Source organism: Hymenobacter fodinae, from assembly GCF_004745825.1.
Lineage (GTDB): Bacteria > Bacteroidota > Bacteroidia > Cytophagales > Hymenobacteraceae > Hymenobacter > Hymenobacter fodinae.
Map to the genome: position 1 here is coordinate 342,263 of NZ_SRLA01000001.1, position 13,746 is coordinate 356,008.

Annotated in this window: 14 protein-coding genes; 4 read left to right on the top strand and 10 right to left on the bottom strand. The window is 59.6% G+C overall.

The features are described from left to right. Window positions 1-330 precede the first annotated feature (330 nt). The 3 genes from EU556_RS01430 to fdhD all read right to left on the bottom strand — a co-directional run bounded on the left by EU556_RS01430 (window position 331) and on the right by fdhD (window position 4,411). Window positions 331-2,889, bottom strand: a complete 2,559-nt coding sequence (locus EU556_RS01430; RefSeq protein WP_135430287.1) for an FdhF/YdeP family oxidoreductase — start codon at window positions 2,887-2,889, stop codon at window positions 331-333. A gap of 45 nt (window positions 2,890-2,934) precedes the next feature. After that, window positions 2,935-3,258, bottom strand: coding sequence for a DUF7009 family protein (locus tag EU556_RS01435; RefSeq protein WP_135430289.1), 324 nt, complete (start codon window positions 3,256-3,258; stop codon window positions 2,935-2,937). Window positions 3,259-3,538: 280 nt separating this feature from the next. After that, window positions 3,539-4,411, bottom strand: a complete 873-nt coding sequence (gene fdhD / locus EU556_RS01440; protein WP_135430291.1) for a formate dehydrogenase accessory sulfurtransferase FdhD — start codon at window positions 4,409-4,411, stop codon at window positions 3,539-3,541. Window positions 4,412-4,541: 130 nt separating this feature from the next. On the opposite strand from fdhD, the gene moeB reads away from it, so the two are divergent. The 3 genes from moeB to EU556_RS01455 all read left to right on the top strand — a co-directional run bounded on the left by moeB (window position 4,542) and on the right by EU556_RS01455 (window position 7,503). Next, complete coding sequence (gene moeB / locus EU556_RS01445; protein ID WP_135430293.1) at window positions 4,542-5,639, top strand: molybdopterin-synthase adenylyltransferase MoeB; 1,098 nt, start codon at window positions 4,542-4,544, stop codon at window positions 5,637-5,639. A 301-nt stretch (window positions 5,640-5,940) separates the two neighbouring features. Further along, window positions 5,941-7,104, top strand: a complete 1,164-nt coding sequence (locus EU556_RS01450; protein ID WP_135430295.1) for a putative sulfate/molybdate transporter — start codon at window positions 5,941-5,943, stop codon at window positions 7,102-7,104. Between the two features lie 99 nt (window positions 7,105-7,203). Then, a complete protein-coding gene (locus EU556_RS01455; RefSeq protein ID WP_167855401.1) occupies window positions 7,204-7,503 on the top strand; it encodes a hypothetical protein in 300 nt (99 codons plus the stop codon). Here EU556_RS01455 and EU556_RS01460 read toward each other — a convergent pair. From EU556_RS01460 to moaA, 7 genes are all read right to left on the bottom strand, one after another. Continuing rightward, on the bottom strand, window positions 7,445-8,263 hold the full coding sequence (locus tag EU556_RS01460; protein ID WP_135430299.1) for a DUF2490 domain-containing protein: 819 nt from the start codon (window positions 8,261-8,263) through the stop codon (window positions 7,445-7,447). The two genes, EU556_RS01455 and EU556_RS01460, sit on opposite strands and share 59 nt — an antisense overlap. A gap of 84 nt (window positions 8,264-8,347) precedes the next feature. Next, window positions 8,348-9,538, bottom strand: a complete 1,191-nt coding sequence (locus tag EU556_RS01465; RefSeq protein ID WP_135430301.1) for a glycoside hydrolase family 88 protein — start codon at window positions 9,536-9,538, stop codon at window positions 8,348-8,350. A gap of 48 nt (window positions 9,539-9,586) precedes the next feature. Continuing rightward, complete coding sequence (locus EU556_RS01470; protein WP_135430303.1) at window positions 9,587-10,390, bottom strand: alpha/beta hydrolase; 804 nt, start codon at window positions 10,388-10,390, stop codon at window positions 9,587-9,589. A gap of 109 nt (window positions 10,391-10,499) precedes the next feature. Continuing rightward, window positions 10,500-11,195 carry a ClpP family protease gene (locus EU556_RS01475; RefSeq protein WP_135430305.1) on the bottom strand — a complete coding sequence of 232 codons (696 nt, stop codon included), beginning with the start codon at window positions 11,193-11,195 and terminating at the stop codon, window positions 10,500-10,502. Between the two features lie 87 nt (window positions 11,196-11,282). Next, entirely contained in the window at window positions 11,283-11,567 is a 285-nt protein-coding gene (locus EU556_RS25930) for a hypothetical protein (protein ID WP_167855402.1), read from the bottom strand. Between the two features lie 3 nt (window positions 11,568-11,570). Continuing rightward, the gene (locus EU556_RS01485; RefSeq protein ID WP_135430309.1) at window positions 11,571-12,161 is read right to left on the bottom strand and encodes an RNA polymerase sigma factor; all 591 of its coding nucleotides are present in this window, start codon (window positions 12,159-12,161) and stop codon (window positions 11,571-11,573) included. Window positions 12,162-12,234: 73 nt separating this feature from the next. After that, a complete protein-coding gene (moaA, locus tag EU556_RS01490) occupies window positions 12,235-13,242 on the bottom strand; it encodes a GTP 3',8-cyclase MoaA (protein WP_135430311.1) in 1,008 nt (335 codons plus the stop codon). A 244-nt stretch (window positions 13,243-13,486) separates the two neighbouring features. On the opposite strand from moaA, the gene moaD reads away from it, so the two are divergent. Beyond that, a complete protein-coding gene (moaD, locus tag EU556_RS01495) occupies window positions 13,487-13,729 on the top strand; it encodes a molybdopterin converting factor subunit 1 (protein WP_135430313.1) in 243 nt (80 codons plus the stop codon). Window positions 13,730-13,746 lie beyond the last annotated feature (17 nt).

Sequence of the window (13,746 nt, forward strand, 5' to 3'; positions counted from 1 at the left end):
CATGGCTGGACGCTCGCTTGTGTGGAGTAAATCAAGGTACCAGCCTGCTGGCCGGCAAGGAGGTCGTCGATGCGTATTAGTACCGGACGGCTCTAAACGCAGGAAAAACCGAAGCAAAACCGGCGCTAGGCCACTACAAAAAGAATCAACGGCAGCTCACCTTATAATAAGCGGTGAACTGAACAATGGTTTGAGATTCAGACGAAGAAGTAAGGGACGAGGTTGCCAGAGCAGCCACATTAATGCGTTTAACCAGGGGCTGATACCCAGACAGCAAAAAGCCCGACTGTGAGTACAGTCGGGCTTTTTGGTGATAAGCTTTGCGGGAAGCTAGGCCGGTACGGCTACCTGCTTGGAGGTTGGAATGCGGGTGCCAATGGGCAGCTCTATGGGGGCCACCGTCACAATCACGAACTTAGAAGTAGGCGTGTTGCTCTTGTAGGCCACTGACCCGATGGGCACCAGTACGTTACCCTCGGGGAAGTACACGGCGCAGTTGCCCTTCGGAATGTCGTAGGGAATAGCAATGAACTTCTCAGCGTGGCGCTCCTGGCCTTCAAAGTGGCTGGTAATATTTACTAGGCCTCTGTCCTGAATCCCGCGCTCAGCCATATCCTCGGGGTGCAGAAAGATGACCCGCCGCTCGCCGTGTACGCCGCGGTAGCGGTCGTTGTAGTCGTACACGGTGGTGTTGAACTGGTCATGCGAGCGAATAGTCATCAGCACCAGTTGGCCAGGCTCCAGCACGTGCTTTTCTAGGGGCGTGCTGGTGAAGTTTGCCTTGGCGTTTTCAGTGGTGAAGTTCCGCTCCCGGGGGCCATTGGGCAGGTAGAACCCGCCGGGGTGGCGCACCTTGGTATTAAACTCCTCAAAGCCCGGAATAGTACGGGCAATGTAGTCCCGAATCAGGTCATAGTTCTCAGTGCAGCCCACCCAGTCCACGGTGCTCCGGTCGCCGAGGGTAGCAATGGCAATGCCGCACACAATGGCTACTTCGCTCAGCATCTGGTCAGAAATGGGGTCAAGAACGCCTTTGCTCATGCTCACTACGCCCATGGAGTTCTCGCAGGTCATAAACTGCTGCCCCGATTTCTGCATGTCGATGTCGATGCGGGTTTTGCAGGGCAGCAGCAGGGCCATTTCGCCGTTTACGAGGTGGCTGCGGTTGAGCTTGGGCGTTACATGTACCGAGAGGCGCAGCTTGCGCATGCCTTCCGCTACAAACTCCGTATCGGAGCAGGCCGAGAGCATGTTGCCGCCCATAGCCATGAATACCTTGACGTTGCCGTCGTGCAAGGCCTTAACTGCCTCCACCACGTCAAAGCCATACTCTCGCGGCGAGGTGAAGCTAAACTCCTTGTCTAGGGAAGCCAGGAACGTTTCGGTGGGCCGCTCCCAGATGCCCATGGTCCGGTCGCCCTGCACGTTGGAGTGGCCCCGTACCGGGCACAGGCCCCCGCCAGGGATACCCACGGCCCCCTTCATGAAGTGCATGTTCACAATCTCCTGGATGGTGTACACGCCATTTTTCTGCTGGGTGAGGCCCATGGCCCAGCACGTGATGATTTTCTTGTGGCGGGCAATCAGGCTCGCGGCTTCCTGAATCTGCGCCTTGGTGATGCCACTGGCTTCCTCAATATCGGCCCAGTTAGTGTTGTTCAGCGTTTCTACTAGCTCGGGGTAGCCTGTGGTGTAGTCCCGGATAAACTCTTGGTCGAGGACCTGGCCGGGGTTGAGGGCTTCCGCCTCCAGCAGGCATTTCAGCAGCCCACGCATTACCAGCTGGTCGCTGTTGATGCGCACCTGTAGGTAGATGTCGGTGATGGGGGTACCGTCGCCGAGCAAAGTGCCCAGGGCCTTCAGCGGGTTCATGAAGTCCTGGGGGTTCTTGAAGTGCAGCAGCCCGGCTTCGTGCAAGGGGTTGATGCTGATGATTTTGGCTCCGTTCTTTTTGGCTTTCTGCAAAGCCGTAAGCATGCGCGGGTGGTTAGTGCCCGGGTTCTGTCCAATGATCAGGATTACCTCGGCCTCGTACATGTCATTGAGCGTCACTGAGCCCTTGCCTAGGCCAGTGGTGTTGCTCAAGGCCGCGCCGCTGCTCTCGTGACACATGTTGGAGCAGTCGGGCAGGTTGTTGGTGCCGAACTGCCGCACGAAGAGCTGGTACAAGTAGGCTGGCTCGTTGGGTACCTTGCCTGAGGTGTAGAAAATAGCCTCGTTCGGGGACTGCAGCGCATTGAGTTCATCAGCCACCAGCTGGAAGGCTTCGGGCCAGGAGATGGGCGTGTAGTGAGAGGCACCGGGCCGCAATACCATAGGGTGCGTAATGCGGCCGGCGTTGTTCAGGTCGCGGTCCGTCATTCGTGACATGTCGGCCAGGCTGTGCTTGGCGAAGAACTCGGGGCCTACCGGGTCCGATTGGGCGTCGGAGGTGGTGGCTTTGGCGCCGTTCTCGCAGAACTCGGCTACGGAGCGGTGGTCGTCGGGGTCGGGCCAGGCGCAGCTCGAGCAATCAAACCCATCCTTCTGGTTCATCTTCAGCAACGCGTGCGTACCGCGCACCGGGCCCTCGTAGTCAAAAGCAAACGCTCCTGATTTTAGCACGGCCGTTATTCCGGCTGCTACTTTGGCCGGCTTGGTCAGCTTTAGGCCAGTAAACTCTTCCGGCGGCTGAGCCAGAATAGGGTACTTGTGCTTGGCCCCCAAGGTATCGGGTGCTTCCATTTTCCGCTCATCCAGGGATTTACGGTCGGGAGAAGTGCTCCAGTTGTCGCTGGTGGGGGCAGTGCCCTGGTCGGGACGCTCACCGCTTTTCGGCACATTGGCTTCAGCACCTTGCTGCTCGGTTTTGCCGGCTTGGTTAGGATCGTACGCGGGAGATTTATCCATGACTCGAAATGGACAGGGCAAATAAGGGTGGGGCGGAAATGGGCGCTAATGGCGACAGTCCAAATCCTTCTCAATTAAAATTTTCAGGGGTTGATCCTCGGCCATCATCACGGTGGCCGAGAAGCCGTTTTGGTCGGTTGTAGTCCAGTGGGTAGCGAGGGCAGCGGGTACTTTCACGGTAAGAGCACCGGCGCCATACGTGACGCGGAACTCCTCCGTCTCGGCCCGCTCCAGGGCATAGGTCAGGTTTTCGGTAGCCGTAAGGCCCAGTGGCACTACCGAGGCCACGCGGCCGGTAGCAGCAAAGTGGTGTACCTCCTCTTCTGAGAGGCGAAGGCGGAGCGAGTTATCTTCAATGCGAAGCTTCATGACAAGGAATGGTATGAGATTCAGACGCAGGGGCGCGTCAGATGTTATGGTGGCGTTTGGCCTAGAAGCGCGTAAAATCAGCAAAATACCTGCCCAGGCAACGGAAAGGGCGAAGCGGAGGCGCGTCTTTATTTAAGATGCAGAACGAGTGTATTGGGCAAGACTATTAGCCCTATCAGTCCAATGGCGTCTTGGGGTACCCTGCGGTGGCTCGCTGAAATCCAGTTGCAGAAATGGTGGTAGGCCACCTGGCCGCCAGCCGATTACTATTGGCACCCTACTATTTCGAGGGCTGCAAGCGCCACTCGTGGCAATACACGTTGTAGCGGCCCTGGCGCACGAAGCCGCATAGCGTCATCCCGAAGTTTTTGGCGGCAGCTACGGCCAGGGAGCTGGGGGCGCCCACGGCCGTCAGCACCGGAATGCCCGCTACGGCGGCCTTCTGCACCAGCTCAAACGAAGCCCGCCCGCTTACTAGCAGCACCGAGTTGTGCAGGGGCAGCATTTCCTGCAGGAGCGCCGCGCCAATTACCTTATCCAGGGCATTGTGGCGACCCACATCTTCGCGCAGCAGCAACAACTCACCCTCCGGCGAGAACAAGGCCGCCGCGTGTAGGCCACCTGTTTGCTCAAATAAGGCCTGCGCCGCCCGCTGCCGCTCCGGCAACTGGTGAATTACGGCCGGATCGACGTAGGGACCCTGGGTGGGCAGCACGGGGCAGGCCGCGGCGTGCACGGCATCGATGCTGGTTTTGCCGCACACGCCGCAACTGCTGCTGGTGTAAAAGTGGCGTTCCAGGCGGGGTAGGTCTACGGCGGCGGTGGGGGCCAGCTCGGCGCGCACCACGTTCTCGCGCTCTTCCTCTTTCTCCACATCGGGGCAGTAAATAACGCCCTGTAGCTCCTCCCGACTACGAATGATGCCTTCCGTGAGCAAGAAGCCAGCGGCCAACTCAAAGTCGTGGCCCGGTGTGCGCATGGTGATGGAAAGGGTGCGGTGCTCACGCTGGCTGCTGGGCCCGTAGCCCACCCGAATTTCCAGCGGTTCTTCGGCGGCCAGCACATCAGAGGCTTGGGTAATTTCCTCACCCTGCACTTTGTGCACGGTCACGTAATCGTAGCTGGTAGGAGGCAGAAAAACAGGCGCTGACATAAGAAAGAAAGTGGGTGGAGCCGAGGTTATTTAACCTTATCGGCCAGAAGTAAGTTTGAAGGCGTAGTCTGCAGAGTCGTACATTTAGTAGTACGGCGCGCCGTACTACTTGTGTACCTGCCCCCTCATCATGCTCACTTCCGAAGAACGCCAGATTTACCGCCGGCACCTGCAGCTCCCCGAGATTGGGGAGGAGGGCCAGCTTCGCCTGAAAAATGCCCGCGTACTGGTGGTGGGCGCCGGTGGCCTGGGCTGCCCCATTCTGCAGTACCTGGCGGCGGCCGGCGTAGGCCACCTCGGCATTGTGGATGCCGATAAAGTAGAGGCCAGCAACCTACAGCGCCAGATCCTGTACGGGCCCGCCGACCTAGGCCACCTCAAGGCCGAAGCCGCGGGGCGGGCGGTGCGGCGCATCAACCCGCACATTCAGGTGGAGGTGCAAACCTGCCGCGCCACCCTGGGCAACGTGCGCAAGCTGCTGGAAACCTACGATGTGGTGGTAGATGGCACCGACAACTTCCCGACCCGCTACCTGCTCAACGATGCCTGCGTGACCTTACACAAAACGCTGGTGTCGGGGGCTATTTACAAGTATGAAGGGCAAGTATCGGTATTTAACTACCAGGGCGGGCCCAACTACCGCTGCCTGTTTCCACAGCCACCCTCCGCCGAGGAAGCCCCCAACTGCGATGCTACTGGGGTGCTGGGCGTGCTGCCGGGCCTGGTGGGCACGGCGCAGGCGACGGAAGTACTCAAGGTAATTCTCGGTATTGGCGAAGTGCTATCGGGCCGCCTCTGGATGTTCGACGCCCTGACCTTCCAGACGCGCCTGCTCAAGTTTGCCTGCCGCCCCGACCAAGCCACGATAGGCCTAGATAACGCCGACCCCAACGACTACACCGATTTCTGCGGAACCGGCATAAATGCCGTATCGGCGCAGGAGCTGCAGGAACAACTAGCTTCCGCGCACCCGCCATTCCTGCTGGATGTGCGCGAGCCCGACGAGTTTGCTTCCGGCCACATCCCCGGCGCCACCCTGTTGCCCCTGAGTAACCTCGACAAAGGAGTGGGCTCGGTGCCGCGCCACCACCCGGTGGTAGTGTATTGCCGCTCCGGCCGCCGCAGTGCCCAAGCTATTGAGCGCTTGCAAACCCAGTACGGCTTCTCCAACCTGCTCAACCTCGATGGCGGCATCCTGGCCTGGGATGAGCAAGCCATTGATGTGTAAGGGTACGGACCAAGAACGTCATGCTGAGCTTGTCGAAGCATCTCTACCGCTCCATTGCAGAGGCCTACTACAACAGCACGTCATCCTGAGCACAGCGAAGGATCTTCTCATGCCAGCACGAGACGCTAGGCCAGTTATTCCATAGTGACAAGATCCTTCCTTCGTCAGGATGACGTGCTGTTGGGGCAGGTACTCTGGTAACATCAGCACGCGAGATGTCTCGACAAGCTCGACATGACGTTCCTTTACTGGTCTTCCTTTCACCTCCTCACCTGTTACTTCATTTCCTTATCACCATCACATGCCCCTTACCGCTCCGTCTCCCCACCGTCCCCGCATTCGCTTTGACCGCAATGAGCTGGCGGGGGCGTTCGGGGATTTAGGGACGGATCTGCCCTTGCTCATTGGCGTTATTGCGGCCTCAGGCATGGATAGCGCCGGAGTGCTGATCATGTTCGGCGTGATGCAGCTGTTTTCGGGGCTGTGGTACGGCATGCCCATGCCGGTGCAGCCCCTAAAGGCTTTTGCCGCGCTGGTCATTGCCCAGAAAATTCCGGGCCGCGTGATTTGGGGCGGCGGGCTGGCGGTGGGCTTGAGCATGCTAGTGCTTTCGGTGACGGGGCTGATTGATAGCTTGGCCCGGCTGGTGCCCAAGACCGTTATCCGCGGTATTCAATTTGGGCTAGCTCTGCAGTTGGCTACACTAGCCCTAAAAGAGTACGTGCCGGCCGACGGCTTGCCCGGCTACGCGCTGGCTGCGGCGGGCTTCCTCGTGACGGTAGTGCTGCTGGGCAATCGGCGCTGGCCCGCGGCCCTGATTGTGCTGGGGCTGGGAGTGGCATATGGCCTCGTCTTCAAGCTTGATTTTGCCACCGCCCAACGGGCTATCGGTTTGCACCTGCCCGGCTGGCACGTGCCCGCCCGCGCCGATATTCTGCTGGGCGCCGTGCTGCTGGCCTTGCCCCAGATTCCGTTGTCGCTCGGCAACTCGGTGCTGGCTACCAAGCAGGTAGTGGATGATTACTTTCCCGAGCGCCCTCTCACGGTGCGCAAGATTAGCTTCACCTATGCCCTCATGAACCTGGTGAATCCGTTTCTGGGGGGCTTCCCGGTGTGCCACGGCTCGGGCGGCATGGTAGGCCACTACACGTTTGGTGGGCGCACGGGCGGCTCGGTGGTGCTGTACGGGCTGCTATTTCTGGTGCTAGGCCTGTTCTTCAGCCAAGGCTTCCAGCAGATTGTGCACATCTTTCCGCTGCCAGTGCTGGGGGTGCTACTCTTATTCGAGGCGCTGACGCTGGCCACCCTGCTGCGCGACATTAGCGGCTCCCGCTCCGATTTATTACTGGCCCTGCTGGTAGGCCTGCTGTGCAGCGGACTGCCGTATGGTTATCTTGTGGGCCTGTTGGTAGGTACCGGCCTGTACTACGCGATGCAGCGCGGGTGGGTAGGCCTAGGAAAGTAGATGCGTATGGAAGAAAATTTACTCTGTCAGGTTTGGAAAACAGTACACGTGGAGGCTGGTCCGCAGCCTTTCCAGGGCTATTATAGCCTCTCAGAAAGTATGCTGTTTGATTTCCGGTACCTCGATGCGCCGCAGGAAAAGCCAGTGGTTGCTGTGCCAGCGCACTGGACCCGCCAGGCCGATAAAATCACGCACGTCGAAAACCAGAAGCCGCTGTATCTGCTCGTGCAGGCCGTGACCGCACAATACTTGGTGCTAGAGCTGCACATGCTCTACGCCGACCAAGACCGCCACACCCTCACCCTCAAATTGGTGCCAGAGGCTTTCGAGGCCCCAGTGCCTAGTCTGGCTGCGAGGGTACGAACTCCGGCGCCGGTACTACCTGGTTACGCCGGCTGATGCGGTAGATAACCGAAAACACTAGGTTGTTTTTGGCAATGTTGGTCTGGGGCACGAAGGTGTTCTGGCGGTAGCTGGCGGGCGTATAGTTGGCCTGGTTTACCCACCCCGCCTGCACCGTAAAATGCTTGTCGAACTGGTAGCCGGCCCCCGCATACACCCGGTTGCGCTCAAAAAATGGCCCCCGCGGGTTGAAAAACACCTCATCGTACACCGACAGAAACACCGTTTTATCAACGAAGGTGGCGTGGTTGAGGGGCAGGAAGGTGTTGAAGCGGTACCGGATGCGGTTGCGGTAGCGGAATGAGCCGGCCGGCACTACATCATCGCGGAACGTGAACCAGCGCTGCTCTACCCGGTAGCGGTGCTCCATCTTGAGGCGGGCGCTGTAGTGGGTAAGGGTCAACTGCTCCCAGAGACGCTTTTCGGTGTTGAGCGGGCCCTCGCTCAGGTCGCGGTAGTCGGAGGTAGAGTAGCGGCCCCCCGCCAGCATAAACGTGAAGTTCTTGGCCAGGTCATAGCTCACCCCACCCTTCGTTTCATAGTAGAAAAACTGTCGGAAGGTGCCGTTGGCCCGGGACTGAAGCTCTACGTACCCACCCCAATGCTTGGGGCCACCCGGCAGAACCACCGTCCCGACAAACCAACTACCCAGCCTGGGGTCAGGAATTGCATTGGTCTGGGCTTGAGCCACGGAACTGCCCGCGGCCCATACGGCGGCTGTGAATACGGAGGAAAGAAGGTAGGAGCGGGCAGACATAGCGAACGGCATACTAGCCCGCGAAGGTAACGACGGCCGGCCAAGACTGGCCTACAACATGCGGGCTTCGGCTAGGCCAGACGGTTATTTCAGCCGATTGTAGCGCAGCAGAGCTTCCAGGTAATAGTAGTCGGCGTACGTGAGGGGAGCATCTACCTCGGTTTTAGCCGGCTTGTGCGCCACGCAATGCTTGATCAGGAAGTTGTTGTTTTCGCCCACGGCGGCCCGGTAAGCCGGGCTGCTCAGGCTCACCAACATTTGCTCGGCGGCCTGGCGGTAACGCTTAGCATCGGCAGCAGGGCAGTACTGTTGCAGCTCCAGCAGCGCCGAGGCCACAATGGCTGCCGCCGAAGCATCGCGCTCTTCCTTCGGGATGTTGGGGGCGTTAAAATCCCAGTACGGAATTTTGTCGGCGGGCAGGTTGGGGTGGTTGAGGAAGAAGTCGGCGGTTTTGCGGGCCTGCTCGCGGTAGCGCACCAGCTTGGTGTCGCGGAACATGGTGGTGTAGCCATAAATGGCCCAGGCCTGGCCCCGCGCCCACGCCGAGTTATCGGCAGCCCCCTGGGCCGTTTTCTTGGCCAGCACCTGGCCGTGCTCATCGTAGCAGACCACGTGGTAGGTGCTGCCATCGGGCCGGAAGTGGTTTTTCAGCGTGTTGTCGGCGTGCGTAATGCTGAGGCGGCGCAGGGTAGAGTCGCCGGTGGTGCGGGCGGCCCAGCACAGCAGCTCCAGGTTCATCATGTTGTCGATGATGACCGGATACTTGTAGCCCGCAAAGTCATTCCACGACTTAATCAAGCCCACCTCGGGGTTGAAGCGCGTAGCCAACGACTTGGCCCCAGTAAGCAGCACCGGCTTATAGGCTGGGGTTTGAGTGAGGCGCAGGCCGTTGCCGAAGGGGCAATAGAGCATGAAGCCCAGGTCATGGGTGCCGGTATTGGTCTGCTCCTGGGCCATGGCCATCGTCCAGCGGTCGGCGGCCTGCTGCCACTGGGGCTGCTTCGTGTACTCATACATGTACCACAGCGTGCCCCCGAAAAAGCCGCTGGTCCACCACTCCGAGGGCGTATCCTTGAGCGAGCCGTCGGGCTTACTGGAGTACGGAAACTTCGTGACGTCGGGGTGGGTCTGGAGCAGACGCGTGAGCTGCTGCCCGGCGCGGTCAAACTCCTGCTTGACGTTTATTTTGCGCTGCTGTGCTTGCGCACTTAATGTTACAGATAGGGCCAGGCAGAGGGCGGCCAGTAAACGCGGGAAGGAAGGAAGACGGAGCATGGCGACAAGCTACGGCAAATTTGTCAAGCCTCGAAAGCTATGCATGCCTTAACCCTGCGGAGCCAATAGTTGCTGGATCATTTGCCGGTACGTGGGGTTCTCCGTCATGCCGTTGTGGCCTACACCGGGCAGAGTAATGAACTGGTCCTGTGGCTTCAGTAGAGCCTTGAGCTGCAAGGTTGTGCGGTAGTCGATAATCTCATCCTGGTCGCCGTGGAAGATGACGATGGGCGCCTTCACGCGGGGCAGCACTTGGTCGGTGGCCAGGGGGTAGCGTACCACCAGCCCTGGCACCCACGGGTAATGCTGCCGGGCAGTGGCGCGCATGCTGGCGTAAGGCGCCTGCAACACCAGAAGTTTGGGCTGATAATTTGCCGCCAACCAAGCCGCTAGGCCAGTCCCCAAGGAATAGCCAAGCAACACCACGCGTTCCTCCGGGTACTCCTTGAGCAATTGCCGGTATGCGGTATCGGCATCGGCTAGGAGCTGTTGCTGGCTGCTAATGCGGCCTTCGCTCTTGCCGTAGCCGCGGTAGTCGAGCAGGAAGACGTCGTAGCCGAGGCGGGTGTAAGTAGATGCTACGTCGCCCCAACTATCCAGCGCCCCGCCATTACCGTGCAGGTAGAAGATGACGCCCTTGGAAGAGTCGGCTGGGAAAAGCAGGCCATGCAGGCGAGTACCGTCGGCGGCCGTAATCCAGCGCTCCTCAAACCGGCCGGGGAAGCGAAACTGGTAGTTCTTGGCTAGCTTGGTTGGGAAGAACAGTAGTCGCTCCTGCTGGAAATACAGCAGCAGGCACACGGCCACGTACAGGGCGGCCCCCAGGCCTAGCATCCACAAGAGAACCTTCATCGTGCTCCAAGCTTACGGGGTTTGGGGCAGATTGGTATTGTAGGGTTTGCCTGCAGATTCAACGGTTGGCTTAAGCAACACAACTCATGCACTCACAAGCTAGCATCGACTAGGGATTCCGCTCCAAGACTTCATCAATCAGCCCGTACTCTTTGGCCTCGTCGGCACGCAGCCAGTAGTCGCGGTCAGAGTCGTCGTGGATTTGCTGCGGGGTTTTGCCGGTGCGCTCGGCATAAATGGCGTAGAGCTCTTGGCGCAGCTTCACCACCTCGCGGGCCGTGATTTCAATATCGGCCGAAGGCCCCTGTACCCCGCCGCTGGGCTGGTGAATCATAACGCGCGCATGGGGCAGCGCCGACCGCTTGCCCAACGCCCCACCACACAGCAGAAATGCGCCCATACTCGCGGCTAGGCCAGTGCAAATGGTGGCCACGTCGGGGTTCACGTACTGCATGGTGTCGTACATGCCCAGCCCCGCGTACACTGAGCCGCCCGGCGAGTTGATGTAAAGCAGGATATCCTTGTGGTTGTCTACTGACTCCAGGAAGAGCAATTGGGCATTAATGATGTTGGCAATGTTATCATCCACGGCCTGCCCCAGGAAGATGATGCGGTCCATGATCAGGCGCGAAAACACATCGATTTCCGCAAAGCGCGTAGGCCTCTCCTCAATCACGGAGCGGGTCATGCCCGTTACGTTGGGGTAGGCGGCGCTTTCAAACTGATGAAGGTAACGGTCTACGGTAAGGCCATTCAGGCCCCGGCCATGTACCGCGAACTTTCGGAATTCGGGAGTCATCAACATAACATGCTATGTGAAGTGAAAGGGCATGGAGAGGCCTAGCCCCCATATTTTGGGCGCCGGAAGCCAGTAAAATCGAGATAGGAAGGCTTAGCGGCGAGTGGGCCGCAGGGCTTGGTGGAGCCGCGCTACGGCCTTGCGTAGCCATGTGCGCCGGGGTCGATAGAGCTGAGCGTGAATGTCGTCTAGCTCTTGCCGGAGCTGCCGCCTCCCCGCCAGGAGCAGGCCTTGGTACAGGTGCTGTTGCAGCGTGACGTCGGCGGCCAGGGCGGGGTCGAGTTGTAGCTGGGCCTGCCAGAGCACCTTTTCGGTGGGCGTGGGGTGGCCTAGCAGGTGCTGCTCCAGTTGTTGCAGATGTTCGAGTTCCGGACGCATGGCCTAGCGAGCTGAGGGTAAGGCAAGGGCTTGGCGCACTGCCTTACGCAGCCGCTCCAAGCACTTAAACTTCTGTACCGTGGCCGAGCGTACGCTGCCGTAGTTGTTTTCGGCCGCAATCTGCTCCAGGGGTTGCTGGAAGTAATAGAACGAGAGCAGAATGTGCTGGCACTTTTCGCCCAGCTTGGCCACGTAGTCCAGCACTGCCAAAGCTGGCGCAGACTCAGTAGCAGGGGCTTCAGCGAAGTCAGGCAATTGCTCCTCGGCCTCCCCAAGCTCCGAGAGCGGCAGACGGTTGCGGCGGCTCAGTTCCTGCTGCCATAGGTGGCGGCACACACCTACCAGGTAGGTGCCGGGCGAGCAGGTCAAGATCAAGCGGCCGCTTACTGTCTTCTCATAGAAGACAACCAGCGCATCCTGAAACACGTCCTTGGCGTCTTGGGTGGTGCCGCCGCGCTCCAGCACATGGCGGCGCACCATCGGGAACGTCCGTTGGTACAAGCGAGTGAGCGTGCTGGTGCGGTCAGCGAGCAGCTCGTCCCGGAGGAAGGCAGTGGCTGGTGGGGCGGGCCGGAGTAAAACAGATGCAGTCATAGGAGAAGCCATTCTGCAGATTAATCATCGTTTCTCCTAACTATCACCCTGCTCCCCGAAAAAAATGAGGTGACTACCCCCCAATCGTGCTCATTGATTCAAAGCTGAGCTGATGCAAGGGGCGCTGTTGCTCTGCCTCAAAGCCATTGGCGGCGCGGTTGCGGAAGGCCGAGGTGAGGGCTAGGGCCACTTCGGCATCAGAAGAGCCACCGCGCAGCAACGCCCGAATATCGAGCACGCCCTGGTCGTAGAGGCAGGTTTTGAGGCCACCCTCGGCGGTAAGGCGGATGCGGTTGCAGGTACCGCAGAAGGTGCGCGAGTAAGCCGCAATAATGCCCAGGCGGCCCTGGTGGCCAGCCACGGTGTAATGGGAAGCCGTATCGCCGGGGTGTGTGACCACGGGTGTTAGCTCACCCAGATTCAGCGCTAGGTGTTCCCGGATGCGGTGGTGGTTCCAGGGCAGCGTAGCCGCGTGGCTGTGGCCGTTGAAGGGCATTTCCTCGATGAAGCGCACATCCACGGGTAAGTCGCGGGTGAGTTCGGCCAGGGGCAGAATGTCTTGGGTATTTTGCCCATCCATCACCACCGCGTTGATTTTCACCCGGATGCCAGCCGCCAGCAGGGCGTAGAATGTCTCCATCACCCGGGGCAGCTCGTCGCGGCGCGTAATGCTGGCAAAGCGGGCCCGGTCCATGGTATCGAGGCTCAGATTCACGGCCTTCACGCCCATGCGGGCCAGCTCCGGCACGTGGGGGGCCGTAAGCACGCCGTTTGTAGTCATAGTCAGCTCTTCAATGCCGGGAATCTGGCTGAGCCGGCTCATGAAGGGCACCAAGTCGCGGCGCACGAAAGGCTCGCCGCCGGTCAGGCGCACTTTGCGCACGCCTAGGCCAGCCATGATGGCTACCAGGCGCTCCATCTCCTCGTAAGTCAGCAGCTCGTGCTTAGGCATGTACTTGATGCCTTCCTCGGGCATGCAGTAAAAGCAGCGCAGGTTGCAGCGGTCCGTGACGGCCAGGCGCAGGTATTCCAGCGGGCGGCCATGATTATCAAACAAAACGGACGGTACAGGAGCAGACATAAGGTGCGGATTACGCAAAGGAGGCGCGGATACCCCGAAGCAAACGATTATTCATGATTAATCGTCGCACTAAAAACGGGAATCTGCGTACTTGGGCCTGTACGCAGATTCAGAGCCGGAAGATGTTCTAAAGCTGCGGGGCGTGCTTGGTAACAACCAACCCGGCGTGGTAGTTTACCGTCTATGCCCGCCGCCGGAGGTCTATCTGGCTTATCAGCGTTAAAACAGCGTAATTCTAGAGTATATGAACCTGAAAATTGCTTTGTTCGGCATCGCCCGAGAAATCGTAGGCCAGTCGACGCTGGAGCTAGCGGCCCCCGAGGGGCAGTCGGTGCAGGAGCTGCTGGCGCGTTTGCACCAAGAGTACCCCGCCCTGACCCGCCTTTCCAGTCTGGCCGTGGCCGTCAACAATGAATACGCCGCCGACGATGCTCCCCTGCATGAGCGCGACGAAATTGCCCTCATCCCGCCCGTCAGCGGCGGCTAGTTGAGCAATAAGCAATT